Below are 25,191 nucleotides of genomic sequence, written 5' to 3' on the forward strand. Positions count from 1 at the left end.
TATTTGTTAAGTAAATAAATGGATTCTTTTATCACTTCAAAAAAGCAAAGCGCCCACTGAAAGTGGCGCTGATCTTGCAACTTTATTTTACAGGCTGAGTAATGGTGCTACAGGTGACATATTAAATTCCTGCTCAACCTTGTTCATCTGCTGAATGTGTCGTTGTGCATGCAAGGCGAGGAAATATAGGTATTGGTAAACATCCAGCTTTCCAAGATTATTAACCGACATTGTAGTTTTGTGAAGTATACCTTCACCGTTGGGCAGAAGATCAAGTATATATAAATATTGCTCAAGTTGATCTCTCAATTCCCTTCTTACCTCCTGCATCGGTTTTTGTCCGGTGGGTTGATGATGCTCCGGACGCTCCCATGTAAAGGCATCAGGTTGTGCGATTTCCAATATTGCAGGATTAACCAGCGAGTAATTTTCAAGTTGTAAACCAGAAACAGAAGTTGTCGTGCTTGCGCGAAGCGCCTTGTCTGCTCCCTTCTCTATAAGAATCAACAGGTAATGATTGGTAAGCATAACATGTTCAAGTACTTCGTTTATACTCCATCCTCCCGAGGAAGGCTTGAAGCAACGCAACGGGTGCTCTCTGTCGAACCATTCATCCGTCACAGCAAAGGTGCGGATGAGTTCGCGTTTAAGGTTTATAAGTATATGGTCAAACGACATGGTTTCAAAATCAATAGTTAATAAAAAAGCCCGGGTGGTGCCCGGGCTTTGTATATCGTGGTAAGGTTACTTTCATCTTACAGACATCTCTGATCCCAGGCAAATATTTTCCATTTCACATCCTTGTGAAACGGGCAAATAGCTGCGATATGAAGCATTGATGTATTCATTATGTAACAAATGTAAAAGTATTTTTTAATTCTCAACCACCACAGGGGTGTATTTTTTTTGAGGATGTGTAAACATGTTTAAATGCTACTCATAGAGTTGCATCTGAATCAAAGATAGATCACACCATCTGATCGCTACCGCAGTATCGTAACGATACCTTTATAGTTTGTATTTATATAGGTAAGGTTCAGGTCAATGGTATAGTAATACGTATCCGGAGGAAGAACTTCTCCGTTGTAGCGGCCGTCCCACTCTTTATCGAATCCCGTGGTCTCAAATACAAGTGAACCTCTCTTGTTATATACACGGATGATCGTATTATCAAAACGATCTGCCTGCTTCAAAGGCTTTACTCGCCAGGTGTCGTTGGCAGCATCGTTGTTGGGCGTAAAAGCGTTGGGTATATCAAAGCCTATATCTTCCATCAAACCTATCTTACGCTCATACAGTGCACTTAACGTTTTGCCGTCATTGAGCCGGAAGTATATAGTTTTGGTTTCCAGTTCCGGGTCTTCCACGTTATTATAGTAGTACTGAACAGAGCGTATGGCATCACGATATTCGGCAAGTGTAGCAGTACCAATGAGTGATAGTACACCTTTCGTAGAGTCATATACTCCTCGGATCTTCGAAGTATTTTTGAACGTAAGCTCATCAAACCCACCCCGGTACGTTTCGGGCTGAAAGCTGATCTCCGCCAATACCAGGTTGGTGTCGTCAGCGTCTTTGATGTCGAGTGTTTTCGTAATAAAGATTGGATCGTTGGTGATGGTATATAACAGTGACTCAGTTTCCAGGTTTACAATTTCAGGTGCGTTATTGACAGGCTTCACTGCAATCGTAAGTGTATAGGGTTTACTCGTAGCTTTTCCATTGCTCACCGTAACGCTAACTCCCAGGTTCCCCGTGAAATTTGGTGAAGGTGTTATTTGCAGATTAGAGACCGTATAGTTTTCTCCTTGCGAGATCTGAAGTGTAAAACCTGTTGGATATTTATTATCCGGATCATTAACAACCAAGTCTGATAACTGTAATGTGATAGACTGACCTTCGTTTATCTCCAACGGTTTCTGTCCTGTAATCATCAACTCATCGGTTACCGTAATCTTGACATTGAAGGGCGCACTGGTGGCAGCGCCATCATTAACAGTTACGGGTACCGTAAGTGTACCAACGAAGTTTTGTGCCGGGGTAACGGTGGCACCCGACACGGTATAGTTACTACCTACTGCAACAGTCATCGTGAAATCTTTCGGGTATACATCATCAGGGTCTGTTACCTGGAGATTTGATAACTGTATGGTAATGGGTTTATTCTTCGCAGTGGCCAAGGCTGCATGTCCTGTAATGACAGGAGCAACATTGCCAGGAGAAACCGTTATCTTAAGACTATATACACTGCTGCTTGCCGTGCCGTCACTTACCGTAGTGCCAATGCTAAGCGTACCCGTAAAACCTGTTGCCGGTGTAATGGTAGTACCACTAACCGTATAGTTTGCTCCTCCGGCAAGACTCAGTGAAAAACCAGTCGGATATGTATTGTCAGGATCTGTTACCGTAAGATGAGAGAGTTGTATTACGATCGCTGTATTCTCAACCGTTTTAAGCGCAACCTGTCCTGTAATAACCGGTGGATCGTTAACCGGATTTACTGTGATTTTGAAATTATATACTTCACTATCGTTCTTACCATCATTTACCGTTACCGGCACCGAAAGTATACCGGTAAAGTTAACATTAGGTGTTACCGTGCTACCTGAAAGTGTATAATTAGCACCCGGATTAACATGGAGTGTAAAGCCCCAGGGATAAAACAAGTCATCACGATCGGTAACATCCAGGTCCGTGAGTTTTATTGTATAAGCTTGTTCTTCGGTAATGCTTACCGGATCCTGGCCGGTAATTTTGGGTTTCTTGTCTCCCCCCTGCCCGAAAACCGAAGCAGCGAAAACGAACCCTGATAGAAATAAGAAAATGTGGCGCATACTAAGATCTTGCTATACGTCCCTAAAAAATTATTCCAAGGTCATGCAAATGATCCATTTCACATCCGTAATCTGTTGAATCAACGCCAGTTTTATATATACACTATACAGCATGGCGTTGATCCTGAGGAACTACTGAAAAAACTGATGATTTGTTATTCACAGTACGCGCCCCGAAGGTTCGTATCGGAATCACATCTGAAATCATATCTGGTTTGTAGATATTGTGGTACTGGATTATCTGTGACCTCAAGCGGAGCCAATGCCTGGCCGTCATAACTTGGCATGGTTACCTGCTCGGCAGAACCGTTTCCCAAAGCAACTTTTTTACCGGCAGCGTTATTATTAAAGCTATAGTCGATCAGTGCATCCAGCAATCTATATATCCCATAATAATCATACGCATCATAGGCATCTTTCGTGTTGGGCAATACGTGGTCTGCTATATAGGTATACGTTGGCAAAGTACTTTTCCTGATCAGGATAAAGTCCTTTTCAGAAGCTGCTATATTAATGTTTTTAAACATATCGATTGCCATCCGGTGATCGTTGGTAACGTCATCGTCATATACCTGTGTAATCAGTTTGGTATTGGCGGGAAAACTTTCCAGCTGTGCCTGCGTGATCTGAAAGGAATACCATTGAGCCATCGCAAATATAAAGCGTCCGTTAGCCCCCCAGCCCTCTTCAACAAATCCTTTGTAAGCAAGGCCAAAAGAAGCGCCACCGCCAAACGAATGTCCCATGAAGCCAACCTTGGTTTTATCGATGATGTCCGGATAGTCAGTGGCTGCTTTCTTGAAACTCTCCCACAATGTATTATAGCGTTCATCCACCGTAACACCAGTCGTTGGATAGGGAGCAAAGACTACCACATACCCTTTTTTAGCAATGAACTCGTATAGCCCTATATTATATTCACTCTCTTCTCCACCAAAAGGATGCGAATAAAATATAGTGGGCTTGGGAGAAGTGATTCCCTGAGGATAAAAAATCTCTACGTTCTTCCCATTATATAGTGGACTGGCGAAAGTGATTTTTGCAACACTAAATGAGCCATCGGCTCCGTAACCAGACGTTGGCCGGGATATAGGCCCGTCCAGATCATCATCGACATAAACGGGGTCAACTATGTCATCGTCATTTTTTGAGCAGGAGATAAACAGTACTAGTAGTAAAAGTGTGAATAGTCGCATTATAAAATTCTGTTAAACGAGCCGGTTAGACTCCGTTGGCAGTTATGGGTTTAATTGATAAAACATTTTTTTTACGATCTCTATAATTCTTTCAAGATCTATTTTCGATACCGGTTCGGTGACACCGTTACCGAACAAGTTGGTTTATAAACACACCTGGCTGAAGATGCTGCACATGACTTACAGTCTTTATGCATTACTATATAAGCCGATAAAACGTCCATATATCCTTTTATAAATTCCTTTGCATAAAAGTATATACAGAAAGATTTATAATTTAGGATCTTGTTGATCGATCAGCAATAAACAAAAGCCCCACAACCATGAAATCACGCAGAGACTTTTTACAACGCGCAGCAGCATCCGCTTTAGCGTTACCATTTTTATCATCTTTTAAAACAGAGCAATACAATCCCGAAGCATATGGCAAACAGTATCAAGGGCCAATACTACGTGTTGCCATTATGGGCCTTGGATCATACGGTTCGCGTGTAGCCGAAGCGATGAAAGATTGCAAGCAGGCTAAACTTACAGGCGTCATCAGCGGCACTCCGTCCAAGATCAAAGACTGGCAGAGCAAGTATAGCATTCCAGAGAAAAACTGCTATAACTATGAGAACTTCGACAACATTAAGAACAACCCGGATATTGATGCGGTATATGTTATAACGCCAAACGCTCTTCATCACGACCAGGTGATTCGGGTGGCTAAAGCAGGTAAACACGTAATCTGCGAAAAACCGATGGCTATAAATGCGCAGGAAGGTCAGCAGATGGTTGATGCCTGTAAAAAAGCGAATGTAAAATTACTGGTTGGATACAGGATGCACTTTGAACCGAAGACACTGGAAATAGTCCGCATGAGAAAGGATGGCGAGTTTGGCAAGATCTTGTTTTTCCAGGGACTGTCAGGCTTTACAATCGGTGATCCGAATCAATGGCGACTGAACAAGCAACTGGCCGGAGGTGGTGCCATGATGGATATCGGTATATATTCGATTAACGGTGCCCGCTATATGGTGGGCGAAGAACCGATCTGGGTTACGGCACAGGAAACCAAGAACAATCCGCAGAAATTCAAAGCAGGTGTTGATGAGACAATTCAGTTCCAGTTAGGTTTTCCCGGTGGAGCCGTGTCCTCATGCCTTTCAACCTATAGCATGAACAGTCTCGATCGTTTTTTCCTCAATGGTGAAAAAGGATATGCGGAATTGCAGCCGTCAACCGGTTATGGACCGATCAAAGGCCGTACGCACCGTGGCGAGTTAGACCAGCCACACGTTACACATCAGACCGTGCAAATGGATGAAATGGCAGGTATCATCCTGCAGGGAAAACAGCCAATTGTACCGGTGGATGGCGAAGAAGGCGTAAAAGACATGAAGATTATTGACGCCATATACCAAGCCGTTCAAAGTGGTAAAAAAGTAGAACTGAAACTCTAGCAGAAAGTATATATCTAAATCATTTTCAGATCTATAGCCGCTATTGTGTGCATCAATAGCTACTATACCCTGTTGTGATTTTAGCAATAACTTTTGCACCCGGTGTGAAAAAGCATCCGTGCTCAGAAGATCTACGATAGCACTCAACATATACCGATGAACGCAATAAGCTTTACTCCCCTTGCTACGTTTACGACAACGCGTTTGAATTTAAGATCATTAACGTATAGCGATGACAAGGCTATATATGCAATCCGCTCCAATGAGCAGGTAAACAAATACACAAACCGGCAAAAACAGAACGGGCCAGAAGATGCTCGTGATTTTATAGAAAGGGTGAACGATGGTATAAGAAGAAACCGTTGGATCTATTGGGCCATCTGCCTGAAAGACGACCCCGCATTGATCGGCACAATCTGTGTCTGGAATTTTTCAAACCGTAAAACTCTGGCAGAAATCGGGTATGAACTTCATCCTTCGTTCCAGGGACAGGGAATTATGAGCGAAGCAATAAAGTGCATCATTGACTATTGCTTTACGGTCCTTCATCTTGAAACATTGGATGCGTATACACGAAAAGATAACAACAGCTCCATACGATTATTAGAGAATAACAACTTTGTACAGAACAACGAGAGGAAGGATGAAGAAGATAACATGGTAATATATACCCTACTGAGATCGAACCAGAATACTCCATTGAATCATGATGAGAGTATGTAGCATTACCAGCGCGCGACAGTAAAATAAACTATGCCTGCCCTAAAGGACAGGTGCCTTTAAAAAATGGGTAATCAAATCCATAATTTGAATGCTCATCAATGATGTTGAGGGCGATTTCGTGTGGATATATTTTATTGTGTAATCCGTCAGGTTGTCTTAACCGATATTATGAACACATCGTAATATCTTGTTGGGGCAGCTGAAAGGATGGCTGAAACCAAATATCAAATTGCGACTGTAAAGGATATAGGAGATATATCAGTAGATGGTATTTTCGTCTACAGCCTTCATGAAAATAAAGTCACGTATTGCAACCACATGCTGTCCGAGATTTTTGGGACAACCATGGAAAACATCATCGACAGGCCCATCGAGGTGCTAAAAGAAGCTCTAAATTATGACAGTAATTACCTGGAGGAAATCCTGCAGCAGTTACAGTCAAAATATACGTTGAGCAATGTTCAAATGCTAATCAATGCTGCAGGAAAATCTAAATACCTGACGGCAGATATATACTATATAGAAGACAGTGGCGTGGTGATGTCTATCATTAAAGACATTACTACCTTAAAGGAGCATGAAAACTACCTCGTTGATTTCGGAGCACGGAAAGATACATTACTGGATATGATTGCTCATAACTTAAGCGGGCCCTTGAACCTGACCGCCAATTTGCTGAACCTGGTAGACGAAATGAATAAGGTAGAGAAGTATAAAAAAATTGATAACCATACGCGGCTCATTCGTGAAAACACACAGCAATGCATAGAAATCATTAACACTTTCTTGAAAAAGGAGCATCTGGAGTCCGAACGCGTCTTCGTAAAAGCAAACCGGTTCAATGCCCTTGAAAAAATAAAGATTGTAATTTCCAACATGCGTGACTTTAATCCAGAGAAGGGCTTCAAATTAGTAGTTGACAAGGATGAACTATATATATCGGGTGATGATGTCAAGTTTTTCCAGATCGTTCATAACCTCTTTTCCAACGCTTGTAAATTCACACACGCCAATGGTATTATCGAATGTGAAGTAAAGGACATGGATCACTCCTTTTCAGTGCGGATCTCTGATAACGGCATTGGCATTCCCGAACATCTGATACCCTATATCTTTACCAAGAATACTCCGGCTTCGAGAACGGGCTTAAAAGGCGAAAAGTCAATCGGGATGGGGCTTTACATCATTAAGAAGTTAGTGGAACTCATGAAAGGGAGAATCACATTTCAAAGTGCGGAGAATAAAGGCACAACATTTCTTCTGACCTTTCCGAAGGAAAACTTTTAATTACTTCAAACTGAGTACGTTCACTGCAAACAGAATTTTCCACTTGGTACTGGAATAGTAAATAATTTTATTCATTTTTGAGTAAAGCGATTTTTACTTATGCGATGGCAATGGGAAATTAAGCCAGAGTCTCACTGGTTCGAGTGGAATTGGAAAGAGATCTGGGAATATCGCCACCTGTTGCTTCGACTCATTCGCAGAGATTTTCTTACGCAATATCAACAGACTTTACTGGGCCCGGTATGGGTCGTTATTCAGCCGCTGGTAACGGTCCTGCTATATGTTCTTATTTTCGATCGCGTAGTCCGCATCTCAACAAATGATACTCCTCCAACGCTTTTCTACTTAAGCGGCATCATCATCTGGAACCTGTTTGCAGAGTCTTTCTCCGGATCGGTATATACCTTCAGCGCGAATGCTACCTTATTTTCAAAAGTATATTTCCCGCGACTCATTATACCTTTCTCGGTAACGGCTTCGCATATCATTCGCTTCTTCATTCAGTTCGCGCTCTTCCTGATATTCTATATATACTATTTATACACGGGAACGGTGTCATTTAACCCGCTATATTGTTTTATTGCGCTGCCTCTGGTTTTTATCGTTACCTCCGGCCTGGGTCTTGGCCTCGGTCTCGCGCTATCGGTGTTCCTGGCAAAGTATAGGGATCTTACCAATCTAATTCAACTCACCATCCGGCTCTTGATGTTTGCTACTCCTGTAATATACCCCCTATCCATTGTCCCGGAGAACATCCAGCATATCATGATCTTCAATCCACTGGTTCCGATGATCGAGTTTTTCAGGCTGGCATTCTTAGGCGAAGGACTTGTATCGGGTATACAACTTGCCTATAGCGGAGCCTGTATGCTTTTAGTTTTTTTGTTCGGAACCGTACTCTTTAACAAAATGGGCGCTAAACTGATTGACGTTGTTTGAGTCGTGCTCAATAAAACAGATGCTTACAAGCACGATCAATCACAGACTATAAACGCAAGGAAAAAGTATACATGACAAGCGATACGATTATACAAGTTGAAAATTTATCGAAGCTATATCGCTTGGGAAAGATTGGTACGGGCTCACTTCGGCAGGACGTACAACGCTGGTGGTATCAATCCATTCTCCGCAAGGAAGATCCATTTTTTAAAGCAGCCGGTAATAAGGGTGAGTCCACAGAATTTCTCTGGGCGTTGCGTGACATCAATTTTGATATCAAGGAAGGCGAAGCCTTTGCAATTATAGGACGGAATGGAGCCGGAAAATCAACGTTACTAAAGATACTCTCAAAAGTTATACGTCCTACGCAAGGCCATGTACTCGGACGTGGCCGCATGAACAGTTTACTGGAAATCGGTACAGGTTTTCATGAAGAATTGACGGGCCGTGAAAATATATACCTGAATGGTCATTTCCTGGGAATGAAGCACCAGGAGATCAAGAGCAAGTTTGATGAGATCGTGGAGTTCTCGGGCGTAAGCCAGTTTATTGATACACCGGTAAAACGATATTCTTCCGGTATGTATGTGCGCCTTGCCTTTGCTGTAGCAGCACATCTTGAACCTGATATACTGGTAGTAGATGAAGTGTTGGCTGTAGGTGATGCCGAGTTTCAAAAGAAATGCCTTGGCAAGATGAATGAGGCTTCTAAAAAAGAGGGACGTACGATTTTGTTTGTCAGCCACAACATGCAGGCCGTTACGAACCTGTGTCACCGCGCCATGCTTTTGCAAAAAGGAAAAACGCTACAGATCGGTACTTCTGATAAAGTCGTAAATTATTATCTGAGTGGAATTCAGCAGAACCAGTTGTCACAGGAATGGAATGATCCTAAAGCAGCCCCGGGCAATGATATCGTGCGCGTTAAGTCTGTGCGACTGGTCCCGGATCTGGATGATCCGGCAACGCCCATCGATGTGCGTACCAGACTTTCGCTGGAATTTGAATTCTGGAATTACGATGATGGTATAGACCTGGTTACCGGTATACATCTCTTTACCCAAAGCAGCGAGTGTATCTTTGATGTAAGCTCAAAGTCAAAGAACTATAGTAAAGGGCTGATCAAAGGAACGTGTACTATACCCGGAAACTTTCTCAATGACGGCTCATACTATATCTCTATAATTTTCGTGAAGGGCACATCTGTAGAAGTTTTCTACCTCAACGAGTGTATATCCTTTGATGTAGAAGATTACCGGGAGAATACAAATTGGTATGGCAAATGGATGGGCTATGTTCGCCCTGATTTCCCGGTTGTCCTTACTCCTATACCTTCGTTCTAGCATTCAACCTCTATGAACTCATACGTGCCCTATCAGTGCATCCACCTGAATCTTGCTATAGCTTCTGCATGGCAGGTTCCATCATTCGATGTACAAGGGCGGTATATAGTACTGTGGTGGAATCAAACTCCAATAGGACATCTCTTTCTAAAGCCAAGCGAAGAATTATCACACGCTATAGTTGAGCAAAAAGTTATCCATGCTGCCTCCTGGGCGCTTGAGCATTATTCAAAAAAATCAGCCGTTACGGTAAAGACACAATCTGATGTTGAAAGAATTTTTGTGCAAGCTTTCAGTACGCAGCCTGACCTACCCAACACCTGCGATGTATCGGTAGTAATATGTACAAAGGACCGTGCCGCCAGTTTGCAAAAGTGCCTGGATAGCCTGATGAATCTGCAATGCAAGCCTGCTGAAATTATTGTGGTGGACAATGCTTCTGCGGATGATGGTACGCGCAAAACCGTAAACACATTTTCCGGTGTTAGATATCTTCGTGAAGATCGTTTGGGCCTGGATATAGCGCGTAACACCGGGGCTCGCGCAGCTACCCAATCCATTATACTGTATACCGATGATGACACTGCGATACATCCCCTCTGGGTATACCATGCCTATAGGACTTTTGAAGACGAAAATGTTGCGGCCATGACAGGCCTTGTACTTGCCGCTGAGTTGCGTACCGAAGCGCAATGGATCTTCGAGCGTTTCTGGCCCTTCAACCGTGGCTTTATTGATAAGCGATACGACTCTGATTTCTTCGCATCAAGTTTACCAAAGGGTCCACCGGTGTGGACCATCGGAGCCGGAGCAAACATGGCATTTCGCAAGAGTATATTTGATGTCGTGGGATACTTTGATGAGCGTCTCGATGTAGGCGCTGCGGGTTGCAATGGTGACTCAGAAATGTGGTATCGGATTCTGGCTGCGGGGTACTCCGTTCATTACAACCCCAGAGCAGTAGTGTCGCATTACCACCGCACCGCTATCAGCGATTTGAAGCATCAGATCTTTTATTATATGCGTGGCTTTACCGCTGCCATACTCTTCCAGTATAAACAATTCAAACATTCGGGCAACCTCAAACACTTGTTATGGGAGATCCCCAAGTATTACGGCTGGCTTCTGTTGCGCGGGTTTCCTTTTTATAAAGGCAGGTATAAAACGATATTCGTAGAAATGAAGGGCCTTTTCTCAGGATTATTGTTTTATCTTCAGAATAAAAACACTTCATCCAATTCGGGTATGACAGGTAGTTCTCAGCAGACAAGAAAGTAATTAAACCAGGACCCTAAATATATAGCTGTGTCGCATCAAGCACTTGTATCGGTTGTCATTCCCTGTTATAATCATGCGCGATTCCTGGTCGAGGCCATTGACAGCGTCAAGCAACAAACCTATAAAAATACAGAGATCATCGTTGTAGACGATGGTTCAACGGATGACACCAAAAGTGTTGCTGAAAAAATTGAAGGGATACGCTATATATATCAAGCCAATCATGGACTGTCGGCTGCCCGCAATACGGGCTTTCAAAATAGCACAGGCGAGTATCTCGTTTTCCTCGATGCCGATGACTATTTATACCCGGAAGCAATAGCAACGAATCTCCGCTATCTTCAGCAACATCCTTCCTGGGCATTCGTTTCCGGATGGCACGATAAAGTTGACGAATGGAAATACCTTGTTGAAAAAGACGAACTCTCTGTTGTCAACGAGAATCATTACATCAATCTTTTACAAGGGAACTATATAGGTATGCACGCTGCCGTGATGTATACCCGTTGGGTATTAAACGAATTCCAGTTTGATACTTCACTTCGGGCTTGTGAAGATTACGATCTATATATGCGCATTACCCGCAAGTATCCGGTAGGTGATCACGATAAGAACATGGCAGCCTATAGAATACATGGCAACAACATGTCTGCAAAGATTCCTTTCATGCTGATATCGGCATTGAAGGTCCATGCATTTCAAAAAGAACATCTTCAAAGCAAAGAAGAGGAAGCTGCCTGGCACCGCGGGCGATCGATTTGGACAGAATACTATACCGGCAAGTTATTGGAAGCACTGCATCGCCAGGTATCAAAAATGAAACAAGTGCCGTCAAGGGCAGAACGTAATTTCTTACTTGGTCAAAAACCAAAAGCTGCATTACAACTTGAAGCCAGGATTCTGAAATTGAATCTGAAGAATATAGTAAAGAAGGCTCTTCCCATGTTTGCACGTAAGATGTTATTCAAGCGTGGCTACCTCCGGAGTTTTATCCCTCCCCAGGGAAATATAGCATGGGCAGATCTGGAGAGAACTACGCCTTTTAGTAACGACTTTGGTTTTGATCGCGGTGGACCTGTAGACCGTTATTATATTGAAAAGTTTCTCACTGAAAACAAACACCTGATAAAAGGCCGTGTTTTGGAAATTGGCGATAACGCATATACACTTCACTATGGAGGGAAGAATGTAACGCAAAGTGATGTGCTGCATGTTGCCTGGGCAAATGAAACGGTCACCTTCGTGGGAGATTTAAGTGATGTCCCACAAATTCCATCCGACTCCTTCGACTGTATTATACTCACGCAGACGCTGCACTTCATCTATGATTTTAAAGCCGCGTTATATACCTGTCACCGGATATTAAAAAAAGGCGGTGTACTGTTGCTCACGGTCCCCGGCATCAGCCATATCGATAAAGGCGAATGGAAGGATTATTGGCTCTGGGCTTTTACCGATAAATCGATGCGAAGAATGCTTTCCGAAAATTTTGCTCCTGATGCGATCCAATTGCAAACCTACGGTAATGTATATATAGCGACAGCATTTCTATATGGCATGGGGTTGCCGGAGGTACGAAAAGATTTTCTGGACGTTCAGGATCCTGCTTACCAGGTAATTATAGCCGTGAGTGTAACCAAGTAAGATGGCATCGCTATTTCAAAATATTTTCAAGTCACGAAAAGAGACAGCGCTCGTTCTCATGTATCATCGTATTGCGAGTGCGTCTGTTGATCCTTGGGACCTGTGTGTGAGTCCTGAAAACTTTGAAGCGCATATAGAATACCTCAAAGGTAATTACCAGGTGATCCCCATGCATGAACTCGCAGCCCGCATCCGAAAAAGAAAAACACTTAAAAATCTGCTGTCCCTTACCTTCGATGACGGATACCTCGACAACTTTACAGAAGCCAAACCTATACTCGAGAAATATAGTGTTCCTGCTACATTCTACCTGACTGCTAAATTTGAAGCTCAGGAAAAATCATATTGGTGGGATATACTTGAACAAATCATTTTAACAACTCCTACCCTGCCGCAAAAGCTTGCACTGGATATACCCGCAAAGCAATTTGTTTTTGATTTACAAGAATCGCGCATCCTGACAGCGTCAGCGAAAACAGAAATAGCGCAATGGCGTTATGGCCATCCTCTTTACAATAAACGCCTGGAATTATTTTATACCCTCTGGATGGAGATGAAGCCCATGTCAATTGCAGGGCAACAAGAAATCATTACGAACCTTCAGCAATGGGCCGGGGTACAGGAACTAGATACCCCGCCCCTGATGAATGAAGCACACATCATGCAAATGGCAACAAACCCGCTGTTTGAAATTGGAGCGCATACTGTTAATCATCCTGCGTTAGCTTTTTTATCTGCCGAGGAGCAAAAGAATGAAATCCAAGGTGGCCGATATACACTGGAAAGATTAACCGGCAGAAGTATAACCGGGCTGGCATATCCATACGGAAGCTTGAATCAGGATACTCCCCGTGTAACGCAAACGCTTGGCTTTGACTATGCTGTCTCCACATCGGCGCTCCATGCAACGCAACGAAGCGCTATATATGACCTGCCTCGCTTCCAGGTAAAGAACATGAACGCTAAGGATTTCACGAGTATGTTAACCGGATTGCATCAATCAAAAGTATAGTATGGATGCATCAAAAACACCCATGGTTTCTGTCATCACTTGTTTTTATAAGGAAGAAAAATTCCTGGAGGAAACTATACAGAGTGTGGTGAGTCAAAGCTATACGCATTGGGAGCTGATCCTAGTGGACGATGGTTCTCCTGACTCAAGTCCGGACATTGCCCTGCGTTATGTGAAGGCTTATCCTGACAAAATAATATATCTGCAACATAAAAATCATGCAAACAAAGGCGTATGCAAAAGCAGGAACCTGGGTATAGCACATGCCCGGGGAGAATATATTGCGTACCTGGATGCAGACGATGTATGGTTAGCGAATAAACTTGAAAATCAGTTGACTCTGTTTGACAAACATCCCCAGGCTACTGTACTTATGGAAGCATCCCTATATTGGTATAGTTGGCAGGGAAATAATCATCAAGATGTTGTCATTGAAATTGGGGCAGCGCAAAACCAACTATATATACCACCCACGCTAATGTTACAACTTTACCCCTTGGGACCAGGAGCCGCTCCATGTCCATCCGGAATGATGGTTAGACGAAATGTGCATGATCACATTTTGTTTGTAGAGGATTTCATCGGAGATACAGCGGTATATGAAGACCAGGCATTTCTGGCGCAGATCTATTTGAATGAAAATGTATATATATCATCGGCCCATAACAACCTGTATCGCCAGCGGCCAGCCTCACAGGTTTTTAATGTTCACCAGGATGGGCGGTATCATTCTGTGAGACAATACTACCTTGAATGGCTAAAGCGTTACCTGGATCAATATCCTGAGCGCGATAAGCGAATTGATAAACTTTTGAAAAAGGCACTGATGCCCTACTACTATCCATTTACGTTTGCTGTACTATATACACTCCCTTCCAAAATTAAGAACAAGGTCAGGCGGGTTATGAAAAGAGTATTAAATTCATAATTACCAATGCAAGCACCGAAACTTACCGTTCTGATGCCTGTCTACAATGCAGCCGCTTACTTGCGGGAAGCAATGGAAAGTATACTGCATCAAACGTTTCAGGATTTTGAATTTCTAATTATCGATGACGGATCCAGCGATGAAAGTGCAGCAATTGTTAATTCGTATACTGATGCAAGAATTCGCTTTATTCAGAACGATGCCAACCTGGGTATATCTGAAACATTAAACCGTGGCATTGATCTTAGTTCATGCGAACTCATTGCACGCATGGATGCCGATGATATAAGTTACCCGGCACGACTTCAGAAGCAATATGATTACATGATCAGCAATCCGGATTGCATGCTGCTCTCAACAGCATGTCGTATCATAACAGCTGGTAAAAAGCACGTTCGCCTTGAAAAATATACCAGCCGTTTTTTTTACTATAACCTTAACTTCGAATGCTGGATATACCATCCCACTGTTATGTATCGTAAGGGTGCAGTACAAGAAGTCGGAATGTATAGTATACTGTATTCGGAGGATTACGACCTCTTTTGGAAGCTGGCCCAAAAATTTAGAATTGCAAACCTGAGCGATATCTTGCTGGATTATCGCTTTTCACCATCAAGTCTGAACACGGTACTTCGCAAGACCGAGTATGACATTGCAAATCGGCAAAATGTGATCCGTAATATACAACGCTATATGGGTAATGAATTCTTCCTTCCGGAAGAATACCTGGAATGTCTCCGGCACAACGTTATTCCGCTGGCAGAGACAAGAAGCATTGCGAAAATTGTGGATTGTCTTTCCCTTTTGGATCAGATTACAAAGCGGATAATCGATACAGAAAATGTGAATCGCAACGTGGTTGATATAAAAGAAGCGGCCTGGTTTAAGCGCGACTTTATTATTTACCAGCTTTTCCAGGAATTACCATGGAAGTATAGCCTTCCGTTGCTCGTTAAAACCGGAAAGCTTAATCTGATTTTTAGAAAAGTTATATATGCCATTCGCTGGCGACTTAAAAATACCGTTCGGCTTTTGCTAACTGTGAATAAAATAGTATATTTAGTATAGCCACCTAAAATGAAAAAATCTCATTGAATACTAGTTGGCATCCTGCAAATTTTACTCGCACTCCTAACGAGCCACCTCGAATACTGCCAATAGTGGCTCTTGTGAGACCTAAGTGGTCAGTAATGATTCCGGTTTATAATGCTGGCCCCTTTCTGAAGGAATCTATACTGAGTGTGTTGAAGCAAGCACAAGACGAAGTCGATATGCAAATCCAGGTAGTGGATGATTGCAGCACGGATGTTGATGTAGAGTCCTTTGTTTACCAATTGGGTAACGGCCGTATAGAGTACTATCGCCAGCCGTTTAACGTTGGAAGCCTTCGGAATTTTGAAACGTGTATCAACCTGGCAAAGGGAAAGTATATCCATCTGTTACACAGTGATGATTTGGTTCATCTCGGTTTTTATAAAAGACTGGAGAGTTTATTTGAAAGATACCCCACAGTTGGCGCAGCATTTTGTCACTACCAGTATATAGATGAGACTGGTAAGGTTGTACTGGTGCCGGATGCAGAATCTACCGAAGAAGGCATTTTGGAAAATTGGCTGCTTCGTTTGTCGGAGCGACAGCGCATCCAATATGTAGCCATTGCAGTAAAGCGTGAAGTATATGAAGAACTGGGCGCATTCTACGGAGTACACTATGGAGAAGACTGGGAAATGTGGGCAAGAATCGCATCCAAATATCCATTCGCATATAGCCCCGCTATATTGGCATCATATCGGAGACATGAGAACTCAATTTCAGGTAAGTCATTTTCATCAGCGCAGAATCTGCATGATCTCGAATTTGTGATGGAGAAGATAAACAGACTTTTACCCGAGCATGAGAGAAAAGCAGCCCTGCAGCGAGCGAAGAAGTTCTATGCGTACTATGCTTTGCGAACGGCAGGCGTTTTATGGGCAAAGTTCAGAGATAGTAAAGGCGCACGAATGCAAATGAAAAAAGCATGGAGCATGCACCAGGATATCTTCCTGGCATATCAGATTTTAAAAATGGTCGGAAGACTAATTATTAACCGATGAGCAGCCGTGGTGTTTCTGTAGTAATTTGTACTTACAATGGAGCAAGCAAATTGCCGGAAACCATTCGGTATATAGCCAATCAAAAAGTACCCAAGCATATTCCATGGGAATTTGTCATCATCGATAATGCATCATCCGACAACACAGCAGCGATAGCCCGTGAAGTATGGAATAAATACGGTTGTCAAAATGATTTTCGAATTGTTCACGAGCCACAACCCGGCTTAAGCTATGCGCGCACACGCGGCTTTGCCAGCGCACGCTTTGATTATATTTTACTATGCGATGACGACAACTGGTTGAATCCTCACTATATAGAAAGAGTATACGAAGTAATGTCTGCTCATGAAAATATAGGGGCATTGGGAGGCAACGGTGAATTGGTGTTTGAAGAGGAGCCTCCTGCCTGGGTGCGAGCTTACTCGGTATATGCCGCAGGTCAGCAAGCTGAGAAAAGTGGCATGGCAAAACGCAACACGGTATACGGTGCTGGCTGCGTAATCCGTAAATCTGCATATGATATACTTCAGCTGGCAGGATACCGAAGCCTTCTAACAGACCGGCTTGGAAAGGAGCTTAGCTCTGGTGGTGACTACGAACTATGCCTGGCACTTGTTATCGCAGGCTTTCATATTTGGTATGACGAGCAATTGACCTTCAAACATTTTATTACCAAGGACCGGACCACAATGGAGTACTATAAAAAGTACTTAAAGGAAAGCGCCAAATGTTTTGAAGTCCTTAATCCCTATAAGGTGATCTGCGAATGGAAGACTTTAAACGTAAAGAGTTTTCGACTTCGAATGGCTCAATCGTTATTCTATTTCATCAGGACTTACGTTAAGTTAGAAATAATGAAAGCCAGAGTAAAGAAGGATGACGAGCGGTATACAATCCTTTCATTACAATCATATTCAGTCCGGCACATGATTGAAGTATATACGAAGAACTGGAAAAAGATAATAGCGAACTATAAACACGGGAAAGTACTTCAACAGAAATTCTCGAAGACCTCCCGTTGGAAATTTCTGGAAACAGCGAAGGCCTCATTGTTATCCATTACCAAATAGCTCGGCCTATATTTAACTCCGCTCAGAGACACTATACCTTTGCGCTCTTTGCAGAGAGTTCGTTGTACATTACATAGATAATAAAAAATGTAGCACCGATTTCATCAAAAAAGATCGTAAGTCCCAGGATGGCCCCTGAATAACTGTTCGTTCTTTTCATGTCCTGGTAAACAATCGTTGTTGTAGTCAAGCTCATAATAAAGCGGGGAATGAGATAGATATACTGAATGAATATTGTATTCTCTACGCCAAGATCGTCTGCTAACAAACCGAATAACGCTGTACCTCCAACATCTAACACATAACCGATAACCATAAAAACAGTCAGTAGTGTTGCGTACTTCTTGAGTAGCCGTATACAATTAGTGTCTTTACCAAAGTGTTGAATATTGTCCAGAATTTCAGTGCTCATTTAAATTCAATTTTATAGTATATAGTGATTTAAAATTCTGACAATATACTACACCTTAACAACGTAAGTGTTAAATGTAGTATTAGTATAAATTCTTGATTAGGAATAGATACGTCTGAATCAGACGGCCCTCAATCAAATTACTTCTTAATAAACCGTGCACGGTAAATTCCTTTTGCACTCTTAACCATCACAATGTAACTACCCGAACGGTATGTTTCGATGTGAATATCAAATGCATCCTCGATATCGCTTGGCGCGGATCGCTGCTCTACCAAACCGCCTTTGCTATCATAAATTGATATGCTATAGATGGGTGAACCATTCTTCATCTTCACTGATAAAACTCTTGACGATGGATTGGGATATATCGTCAACGTATGCTCCAATGATTCTTCTACACCGGTCACTACGTTAAAGTCTGCTTTCCACAATTCATAATCACCATTCCATTCATCGGCTTGAAAGAAGGCCATTTTATCCAATACATATACATCAGAAGATACATTGACACCATCTTCTACAAACACGGTTCCGGCTTCCGTGCCATCACTTTTCCACAATTGACTAAACCCTGTCAGGTCCTGAATAAAGAAATATAGGATGTCGTCAACTATAAATATTTTTTGCACATAGTGATATCCACTTCCCAAGTCAATGTGTTTCACGGGTAAAGTCTGTGCTTCCGTGCCATTGCTTTTCCAAAGTGTAATACCACCGTTGTAATCATACGCTATAAAGTAGAAAAGATCATGCAGCAGTACTTCCCTTGAGAAGAGCACAACCTCATCGGTTGAGGCAAGTGTTTTTATCATGACTGTACCGGCCTGCGTTCCATCGGTCTTCCAAAGATTGTACTCATCTGACACATGAAACCGGAAAAACAAATTGTTATTAAAAGCATGGAGTCCTTCAATATTTCCCGCGTCCGTACTCTTTACAAGCGCTGTTCCTTCTGTCGAGCCATCGGTCTTCCAAAGTCCGGCTTCCCCGTTTGTGGGTGATGCCAGGAAGTATACAGTATTTTGTGCGCTGGCAAAATTATATATATAGCTATCTCTATTCCCAACCTCTATATCTTTTAGCAGCTTTGTGCCTGTCTCCGTACCGTCACTGATCCAAAGCTCCTTCCCCTCATCCTCTGTGGAAGCAACCATATATATTTTGCCATTGTTGAAAAGTGGGGCATTTATATAAAAATCTCCGTCCGCATCTCCCAGCGTAGCAACTGTCTGGGTTCCGGCAGCCGTACCATCACTTTTCCAAAGTTCACGGGCACTACCTGCCAGCGTTGTGAAATAGAGTATATTATCTCCCACGATAAGTTCCAGTGGATAGTTGGTGCCTGCACCTTCTACCAAATCCTTTACCATCGTGGTGCCCTCGGCAGTACCATCACTTTCCCAAAGTTCCCTTCCATAAGTCGATGTTTCAGCAAAGAAGTAGAACGCATTGTTAAATGCAGTCAAATATATAGGTTGGCTACCCGTAACGCCTGGCTCAATATCCTTTACAAGCGTGGTACCTTGATCAGTGCCATCGCTTTTCCATAACTCTGCGCCATGGTCGGGGTCAGAGGCGACAAAATATACTATACCATTCAGGGACACAAACTCATGGGGAGATGAGGCATAGGTTTTAGTAAGTGACAGATCTTTTACAAGGGCGGTTCCTTCCTCGGTGCCATTGCTGCCCCAGAGCTCCTCTCCCAACGTTGGCGTATATCCGGTAAAGTAAGCGTTGTTATTCAGGATGGCAATTTCCCCCGAAGCCCCAGACTCTGCACCCGCGAGTATATCTTTTACCAGCTTCGTTCCTGCATTCGTACCATCGCTTTTCCAAAGTTCGTATCCATGCGTGCCATCATTTACAACAAAGTATAATGTATTATCACTTGCCGCAAAACTTGAAAATGCTATGCCATCGTCATTGGCTATTTTTTCCTTTACCATCACAGTTCCTGCAGGAGTGCCATCACTTTTCCAAAGTTCGCCATCCGAAATAAAATATATAGCATTGCCTACCCGATGCAGGAAATGGATGTCAGCATCATCACGTTCTTTTATAGCAATAGTCCCGCTTTCTGTGCCATCGCTTTTCCAAAGTCCGATCACATTCGGAGATGACAATGCGCGAAAGTATAGATTACCATTCAGCACAGTTAGCTCATAGGGATAGCTTCCATCCGCCCCGGAAAATATATCTTTCACTTGTATAGTACCGGCTTCCGTACCATCGCTTTTCCAAAGCTCCGTTCCTTTGCCCCCAGCGTTGGCACTGAAATATAGCACACCATTTACATTGGTAAGTGATTCAGGTATACTGGTGCCTGAACCAGGCAGTATATCTTTTACTAATACAGTGCCTGCTTCTGTGCCATCACTTTTCCAAAGCTCATCTCCTGTAGCCGGTGTACCGGCTCTAAAGAATAACGTACCGTTTACATTGGTAAGCCCTGATGGCCCACTGGACGAATAACCGGGAACAATATCTTTCACCAGCACGGTGCCTTCTTCAGTTCCATCGGTCTTCCAGAGTTCAATGCCATATTCATAGGTCTGTGCTGTAAAGTAAAGCGTGCCATTTACATTGGTGAACGAAGTAGGATAGCCTGAATAAAAACCAGGTACTATATCTTTGACCAATACCGTACCTTCGTCTGTACCATCCGTCTTCCAGAGCTCTGCACCATTCACATTGTCTTGTCCGGTGAAATATACTGTATTGCCAACGGCAACAAAATAGGTCGATGCACTCCAGCTCATTACTGAAACCTTGTAGATAACATGTGTGCCTTGCGCAGTTCCATCGCTCACACCAATGCCACTACGGTCATTGACGCCCGCATGAAAGTAAATTTTACCTCCGGCACTGGTCTTATAGAACAATGCCGTCGAGTTGTCAGGATCGCTTTGATCGTTAATATCCTTTACCAATGATATTTGTGCGGAAAGTTTACCTGCAGAAAGCAACAGGATTATCAGTAACAGAGGCCTCATATATATTTAAAAAATGGTTAGGTCTAAACAAACGGCAGTATATATGCCGATAAAAATAGCAAAAAATACGCACGTATATGCCGTAAAAACAATAAGAAAATTGATACTACGGACTGGCTACCCTAACGATATCCATGGTGTTTTTGATAATGCTGTGAGTCATTGCGAATGCCGCGATCGGCCAGTAAGATTGCCGTAATTACACCCTGACTATTTCTTTAAAGGTTCCTAGGTTTACATTGTAATTCACACGGTAACACCGCAACGGCTCTTGAAACTATCGTTGATACATAAACTTTACACTATATGGAAATAAGAATTCCCGATGCATTGGAAAACGTCACAGCAGAACTTTTCGAATTGCTTAATTCTTTTCAGGAGGATCAAATCAATCTTGTTCCCTTTGAGGGAAGTTGGACAGCTGCACAAGTAGCCGATCATCTTTACCGATCGGATTCATCTGTTATAGATTCACTTTATGGAGAAACCACCGTTACGCTGCGCAACCCGGATGAAAAAATAACCTGGCTCAAGGAAGTGTTTTTGAATTTTGAGGTGAAATTAAAATCGCCTGAAATTGTTCTTCCTTCCCTGACAACGTTCGACCGGGAGAACGTAATCAACAAGCTGAAATCCTCCCGCCAGAAGTTAGTACAAGCCGGCACCACGTTAAACCTTTCCGAGACCTGCAAACACCCTGCGTTGGGAGAATTGACCCGGTTGGAATTCTTTGCCTTTGTTATATACCACACACAACGACATATACATCAATTGAAAAATATATACTATCATGTGTACACGGTAGCGCATTGATGCGCTACCGTGTATATGCTAAAATGTATGCATACGGCAACCGGGCGTCACTCATTTTTGAGAACCTCTGCAGGATTGCTTCGCGCAACTTTCAGCGTCTGGGAGCCGATCATCACCGTTGCTAAAACAAGTGTAACCAACAGACCGATCACTAACTCAGTGAAATGTATAGGTTGATGATATGCGAAATTTACCAAGACTACTTTATCAAAGAAGATATAGGTTGCAGGCAATGCTATAAGTGCAGCGATGGCCAGAAGTGCTATAAATCCTTTGCTTAGCAGGTATATCAGTCTTCGTTCACTCGCTCCCAGCACTTTGCGTATACTGATCTCTTTCAATCGCGTCTCCGTTGTGAATACAACCATTCCCAGCAGTCCCATAAAGGCGATGCAGACAGCAAGAAATGACAGGAAGCCAATCAACTTTACCATCACCGAGAATTGCTGATACGCCTCTTCGATCTGTTCGCTGTAGAACCTGGCTTCGAGCGGATGAACAGGATCAATCTTTTTCCAGGCTTTCTCCATCGCAGCAAAAGTAGCGGGCCAATCACTGGTCTTGATTTTTGCATTGATATAGCCATAGGTGTCTATACTCGAATGTCGTAATACTAAGGGTTGAATTTCATCTTCCAGGGTTCCATAGTGGAAGTCCTTCACAACACCTACAATTGTTAATTTCTTCCCATCTATCGTTACCTCTTCTCCGATTGCCTTGGCGGGATCGTGGCCTGCCATATTGAATCGATGCAAGATCTGTTCGTTAACAATCACTTCTGTTTCATCGGCTTCTTTCGTCTTCGGATTAAAGTTTCGTCCTGCTAGAAACCTGTGTTGATGCAAGGGCAAGTAATTTTCATCTACCATATTTACCCATACATTTGCAGAATCTTTTAGCTTCTCATATTTCAACTGCGTTCCATATATATTTCCAAGGCTTGTTACCAGGAGCGATCTCGATACGTCTTCAACTTCCGGTAGTTCCTTCAAGTCTTTAACAAAGAAATCGCCATTGACACCATTGAGTTTAATATTCACAATGTTGTCCGTTGTAAAACCCAGGTCGAAGGTGAGAAAACTCCTATACTGTTTATAGCCTATAATAGTAGCGGTAATAAAAATCAAGGAGAAAGTATATTGAATAACAATCATTGCCTTGCGCATCGTTACATGCCGAAATACCTGAAGTGATGATGCATCTTTCAGTACCTTAATGGTATTGAGGCGTGCAAAGAAAAGTGCCGGTAAAATTCCGGCTACTATACCCACACCAATGGCCATGAGCAGAAACCAGAGGATCAATCGTGGTGAGAGATCTAAAGAAAGCATATCTTGAAAAAAAGGTGCGAGTGAAAGAAATTGTGTTCGCAGAAGCAGGAACATTCCCAGCGATAACACCAGGGCAAGCAGTGATATAATAATAGCTTCCGCTACGAACTGTCCGATCACATGCGTTTTTTTAGCACCCATAACTTTACGAATTCCTACTTCGCGCGATCGCCTCAACGAACGCGCTATCGAAAGGTTGGTATAGTTAAAACATGCCGACAGAATTACGATCAACGCAAGTCCAATCATAATCCATATAGCAATTTTATTGATTGAAGGACCTATCGGATTTGCATTTTTAGCTTGCAAGGCAATTTCATAAAGGGGCTGAAGTTTCAATTCTATTTTTCTATTGTCAAGGGGTATATTTTCTTTTGCACTTAGTTTATTCAGACTGGCTTGTATGTGCTCGGGATTGCCGCTTTCAGGAAGAACGATATAGGTGTAATTAGAATATATATTGGTCCAATCCATAAAGCTCCCATCCTCGGAAATATTATTCATTTCCGCATTGACAAAGGAGACCAGCACGTCAAAACGCATGTGTGAAAGCTTGGGTATATCTTTCATTACACCCGTCACGATATAGTTTGCTGTATCAAATTTAACAGACTGCCCAAGCGCGTTACCTTCACCAAAAATCTTTTTAGCGGACTTCTCTGTAAGTACAATGGAGTAAGGTTCTTTCAGTGCAGTCTTCATATCGCCCTGCAACAACGGAAATGAGAACACGTTGAAGAAAGCTTCATCTGCCCATACACCAGATATAGGAATGGTGGCCTCACCAACCTTGGCATCACCGCCAAATCCCCTTCGAAGAAGTGTTACCTTTTCAATGCCGCTAATGGTTTCCTGTATTCTTCGGCCTGCCTTCACAGACGAAGTCGCTAAGCTAAACGGACGTTGGTCGGTACGTTGATCCGTTGTATTGACCCGGTATATTCTATCTCCGTTTTCATGAAAGTCATCATACGAAAACAAGTCTGAGACAAAGGCGATCATCATCAATCCAACGGACATGCTAATGGCCAGACCGATGATGTTGATGCCGGAAAATAATTTATTGCGCACAATGCTGCGCCCTGAAGTCTTGATATAGCTGCCAATCATAATCCAATGAATTAAGAGGTTTATAAATTCTGGTTTGCGAACAGTATACGATCTGAAGAACTTGAAGACATCCATTATATAGATGAACCGTGCACGCCTGAGTCCTTTCGCTTTCAGGTTACGTTCAAAGTATTCGTGAAGATCACCTTGCAGATCTTCGAGCAGTGCGGGGCGACAATACCATTCAAGAAACCGTTCGGCCCATCGCGGTGGATGCATGGATTGTTTTTTCATGAGGCTCCCTTTAGTATAAAGTCAGGTATACGATTCCAAAGTTGGTCGCGTACTTCTTTTGCTTTGATAAGCGCAGCCTTTCCCCCACTTGTTACGGTATAGTATCGTTTCCGTTTTCCGCCACGCGTGCTTGTCGCTTCTCCCAATTTACTTTTCACAAAACCTTTTTCTTCCAGGCGATTCAGCACAGCATGTACAACACCGAGCTTTACTGCGCGGCCTGTACTTTTCTCCAGCTCATCACAAACGGCTACACTATAGGCATCATTTATTAAAGCGGCAATCGTAAGCAAAACGATTTCTTCAAACTCACCGAGGTTTGTTCCTTTCATTGATGATTAATTACGTAAATGTATGTAAAATAGTTTTGAGAATGCAAAACATTATTGAAAATAGAATATGAGCGAGCGTTCCGGTATAACGGTTATGGTTGAAACTGTAGGAGATGATTGCCCTGCTTTACCGGTAGATATATAGTATGGAGATTGATCGCCTATAGC

At 42.8% G+C, this 25,191-nt stretch carries 20 protein-coding genes; 13 read left to right on the forward strand and 7 right to left on the reverse strand.

Annotated features, from left to right (window positions below):
- Positions 1-87: 87 nt before the first annotated feature.
- From B5Y40_RS12120 to B5Y40_RS12130, 3 genes are all read right to left on the reverse strand, one after another.
- Positions 88-678 carry a DinB family protein gene (locus B5Y40_RS12120; RefSeq protein ID WP_079686914.1) on the reverse strand — a complete coding sequence of 197 codons (591 nt, stop codon included), beginning with the start codon at positions 676-678 and terminating at the stop codon, positions 88-90.
- Positions 679-983: 305 nt separating this feature from the next.
- A complete protein-coding gene (locus B5Y40_RS12125; protein WP_079686915.1) occupies positions 984-2,834 on the reverse strand; it encodes a T9SS type B sorting domain-containing protein in 1,851 nt (616 codons plus the stop codon).
- Between the two features lie 155 nt (positions 2,835-2,989).
- Complete coding sequence (locus tag B5Y40_RS12130; protein ID WP_079686916.1) at positions 2,990-4,030, reverse strand: alpha/beta hydrolase family protein; 1,041 nt, start codon at positions 4,028-4,030, stop codon at positions 2,990-2,992.
- Positions 4,031-4,353: 323 nt separating this feature from the next.
- Here B5Y40_RS12130 and B5Y40_RS12135 point away from each other — a divergent pair, with 323 nt between their 5' ends.
- The 12 genes from B5Y40_RS12135 to B5Y40_RS12190 all read left to right on the forward strand — a co-directional run bounded on the left by B5Y40_RS12135 (position 4,354) and on the right by B5Y40_RS12190 (position 17,792).
- Complete coding sequence (locus B5Y40_RS12135) at positions 4,354-5,475, forward strand: Gfo/Idh/MocA family protein (protein WP_079686917.1); 1,122 nt, start codon at positions 4,354-4,356, stop codon at positions 5,473-5,475.
- A gap of 156 nt (positions 5,476-5,631) precedes the next feature.
- Positions 5,632-6,198, forward strand: a complete 567-nt coding sequence (locus tag B5Y40_RS12140) for a GNAT family N-acetyltransferase (RefSeq protein ID WP_079686918.1) — start codon at positions 5,632-5,634, stop codon at positions 6,196-6,198.
- Between the two features lie 207 nt (positions 6,199-6,405).
- Positions 6,406-7,485 carry a sensor histidine kinase gene (locus tag B5Y40_RS12145; RefSeq protein ID WP_079686919.1) on the forward strand — a complete coding sequence of 360 codons (1,080 nt, stop codon included), beginning with the start codon at positions 6,406-6,408 and terminating at the stop codon, positions 7,483-7,485.
- A gap of 99 nt (positions 7,486-7,584) precedes the next feature.
- Positions 7,585-8,424, forward strand: coding sequence for an ABC transporter permease (locus tag B5Y40_RS12150; protein WP_079686920.1), 840 nt, complete (start codon positions 7,585-7,587; stop codon positions 8,422-8,424).
- 71 nt (positions 8,425-8,495) lie between these two features.
- On the forward strand, positions 8,496-9,767 hold the full coding sequence (locus tag B5Y40_RS12155; RefSeq protein ID WP_079686921.1) for an ABC transporter ATP-binding protein: 1,272 nt from the start codon (positions 8,496-8,498) through the stop codon (positions 9,765-9,767).
- A gap of 12 nt (positions 9,768-9,779) precedes the next feature.
- On the forward strand, positions 9,780-11,045 hold the full coding sequence (locus B5Y40_RS12160; RefSeq protein WP_079686922.1) for a glycosyltransferase family 2 protein: 1,266 nt from the start codon (positions 9,780-9,782) through the stop codon (positions 11,043-11,045).
- Between the two features lie 27 nt (positions 11,046-11,072).
- On the forward strand, positions 11,073-12,689 hold the full coding sequence (locus B5Y40_RS12165) for a glycosyltransferase (RefSeq protein ID WP_221408910.1): 1,617 nt from the start codon (positions 11,073-11,075) through the stop codon (positions 12,687-12,689).
- Position 12,690: 1 nt separating this feature from the next.
- Entirely contained in the window at positions 12,691-13,701 is a 1,011-nt protein-coding gene (locus tag B5Y40_RS12170) for a polysaccharide deacetylase family protein (RefSeq protein ID WP_079686924.1), read from the forward strand.
- Position 13,702: 1 nt separating this feature from the next.
- Complete coding sequence (locus B5Y40_RS12175) at positions 13,703-14,629, forward strand: glycosyltransferase family 2 protein (protein WP_079686925.1); 927 nt, start codon at positions 13,703-13,705, stop codon at positions 14,627-14,629.
- Positions 14,630-14,635: 6 nt separating this feature from the next.
- Complete coding sequence (locus B5Y40_RS12180; protein WP_079686926.1) at positions 14,636-15,697, forward strand: glycosyltransferase family 2 protein; 1,062 nt, start codon at positions 14,636-14,638, stop codon at positions 15,695-15,697.
- Between the two features lie 101 nt (positions 15,698-15,798).
- On the forward strand, positions 15,799-16,722 hold the full coding sequence (locus tag B5Y40_RS12185; RefSeq protein ID WP_394333183.1) for a glycosyltransferase family 2 protein: 924 nt from the start codon (positions 15,799-15,801) through the stop codon (positions 16,720-16,722).
- Positions 16,719-17,792 carry a glycosyltransferase gene (locus tag B5Y40_RS12190; RefSeq protein ID WP_079686928.1) on the forward strand — a complete coding sequence of 358 codons (1,074 nt, stop codon included), beginning with the start codon at positions 16,719-16,721 and terminating at the stop codon, positions 17,790-17,792. The genes B5Y40_RS12185 and B5Y40_RS12190 overlap by 4 nt, the downstream gene beginning before the upstream one ends.
- 31 nt (positions 17,793-17,823) lie before the next feature.
- On the opposite strand, the gene B5Y40_RS12195 is transcribed toward B5Y40_RS12190, so the two are convergent.
- Entirely contained in the window at positions 17,824-18,204 is a 381-nt protein-coding gene (locus B5Y40_RS12195; protein ID WP_079686929.1) for a hypothetical protein, read from the reverse strand.
- 140 nt (positions 18,205-18,344) lie between these two features.
- A complete protein-coding gene (locus B5Y40_RS12200) occupies positions 18,345-21,203 on the reverse strand; it encodes an ELWxxDGT repeat protein (protein ID WP_079686930.1) in 2,859 nt (952 codons plus the stop codon).
- A gap of 306 nt (positions 21,204-21,509) precedes the next feature.
- On the opposite strand from B5Y40_RS12200, the gene B5Y40_RS12205 reads away from it, so the two are divergent.
- Positions 21,510-22,016, forward strand: a complete 507-nt coding sequence (locus B5Y40_RS12205; RefSeq protein ID WP_079686931.1) for a DinB family protein — start codon at positions 21,510-21,512, stop codon at positions 22,014-22,016.
- 47 nt (positions 22,017-22,063) lie between these two features.
- Here the strand turns inward: B5Y40_RS12205 and B5Y40_RS12210 are convergent, their stop codons facing one another.
- Positions 22,064-24,691, reverse strand: coding sequence for an ABC transporter permease (locus B5Y40_RS12210; protein WP_221408911.1), 2,628 nt, complete (start codon positions 24,689-24,691; stop codon positions 22,064-22,066).
- Positions 24,688-25,023 (reverse strand): PadR family transcriptional regulator, encoded by a 336-nt coding sequence (locus B5Y40_RS12215; RefSeq protein WP_079686932.1) that lies wholly within the window; start codon positions 25,021-25,023, stop codon positions 24,688-24,690. The genes B5Y40_RS12210 and B5Y40_RS12215 overlap by 4 nt, the downstream gene beginning before the upstream one ends.
- Positions 25,024-25,191 lie beyond the last annotated feature (168 nt).

This window comes from Ohtaekwangia koreensis (genome assembly GCF_900167975.1).
GTDB lineage: Bacteria > Bacteroidota > Bacteroidia > Cytophagales > Cyclobacteriaceae > Ohtaekwangia > Ohtaekwangia koreensis.

What these genes read in the sequence shown, in the direction of transcription:
- B5Y40_RS12120 (WP_079686914.1), bottom strand. Translation starts at nt 678, where the DNA reads ATGTCGTTTGACCATATACTTATAAACCTTAAACGCGAACTCATCCGC.
- B5Y40_RS12125 (WP_079686915.1), bottom strand. Translation starts at nt 2,834, where the DNA reads ATGCGCCACATTTTCTTATTTCTATCAGGGTTCGTTTTCGCTGCTTCG.
- B5Y40_RS12130 (WP_079686916.1), bottom strand. Translation starts at nt 4,030, where the DNA reads ATGCGACTATTCACACTTTTACTACTAGTACTGTTTATCTCCTGCTCA.
- B5Y40_RS12135 (WP_079686917.1), top strand. Translation starts at nt 4,354, where the DNA reads ATGAAATCACGCAGAGACTTTTTACAACGCGCAGCAGCATCCGCTTTA.
- B5Y40_RS12140 (WP_079686918.1), top strand. Translation starts at nt 5,632, where the DNA reads ATGAACGCAATAAGCTTTACTCCCCTTGCTACGTTTACGACAACGCGT.
- B5Y40_RS12145 (WP_079686919.1), top strand. Translation starts at nt 6,406, where the DNA reads ATGGCTGAAACCAAATATCAAATTGCGACTGTAAAGGATATAGGAGAT.
- B5Y40_RS12150 (WP_079686920.1), top strand. Translation starts at nt 7,585, where the DNA reads ATGCGATGGCAATGGGAAATTAAGCCAGAGTCTCACTGGTTCGAGTGG.
- B5Y40_RS12155 (WP_079686921.1), top strand. Translation starts at nt 8,496, where the DNA reads ATGACAAGCGATACGATTATACAAGTTGAAAATTTATCGAAGCTATAT.
- B5Y40_RS12160 (WP_079686922.1), top strand. Translation starts at nt 9,780, where the DNA reads ATGAACTCATACGTGCCCTATCAGTGCATCCACCTGAATCTTGCTATA.
- B5Y40_RS12170 (WP_079686924.1), top strand. Translation starts at nt 12,691, where the DNA reads ATGGCATCGCTATTTCAAAATATTTTCAAGTCACGAAAAGAGACAGCG.
- B5Y40_RS12175 (WP_079686925.1), top strand. Translation starts at nt 13,703, where the DNA reads ATGGATGCATCAAAAACACCCATGGTTTCTGTCATCACTTGTTTTTAT.
- B5Y40_RS12180 (WP_079686926.1), top strand. Translation starts at nt 14,636, where the DNA reads ATGCAAGCACCGAAACTTACCGTTCTGATGCCTGTCTACAATGCAGCC.
- B5Y40_RS12190 (WP_079686928.1), top strand. Translation starts at nt 16,719, where the DNA reads ATGAGCAGCCGTGGTGTTTCTGTAGTAATTTGTACTTACAATGGAGCA.
- B5Y40_RS12195 (WP_079686929.1), bottom strand. Translation starts at nt 18,204, where the DNA reads ATGAGCACTGAAATTCTGGACAATATTCAACACTTTGGTAAAGACACT.
- B5Y40_RS12200 (WP_079686930.1), bottom strand. Translation starts at nt 21,203, where the DNA reads ATGAGGCCTCTGTTACTGATAATCCTGTTGCTTTCTGCAGGTAAACTT.
- B5Y40_RS12205 (WP_079686931.1), top strand. Translation starts at nt 21,510, where the DNA reads ATGGAAATAAGAATTCCCGATGCATTGGAAAACGTCACAGCAGAACTT.
- B5Y40_RS12210 (WP_221408911.1), bottom strand. Translation starts at nt 24,691, where the DNA reads ATGAAAAAACAATCCATGCATCCACCGCGATGGGCCGAACGGTTTCTT.
- B5Y40_RS12215 (WP_079686932.1), bottom strand. Translation starts at nt 25,023, where the DNA reads ATGAAAGGAACAAACCTCGGTGAGTTTGAAGAAATCGTTTTGCTTACG.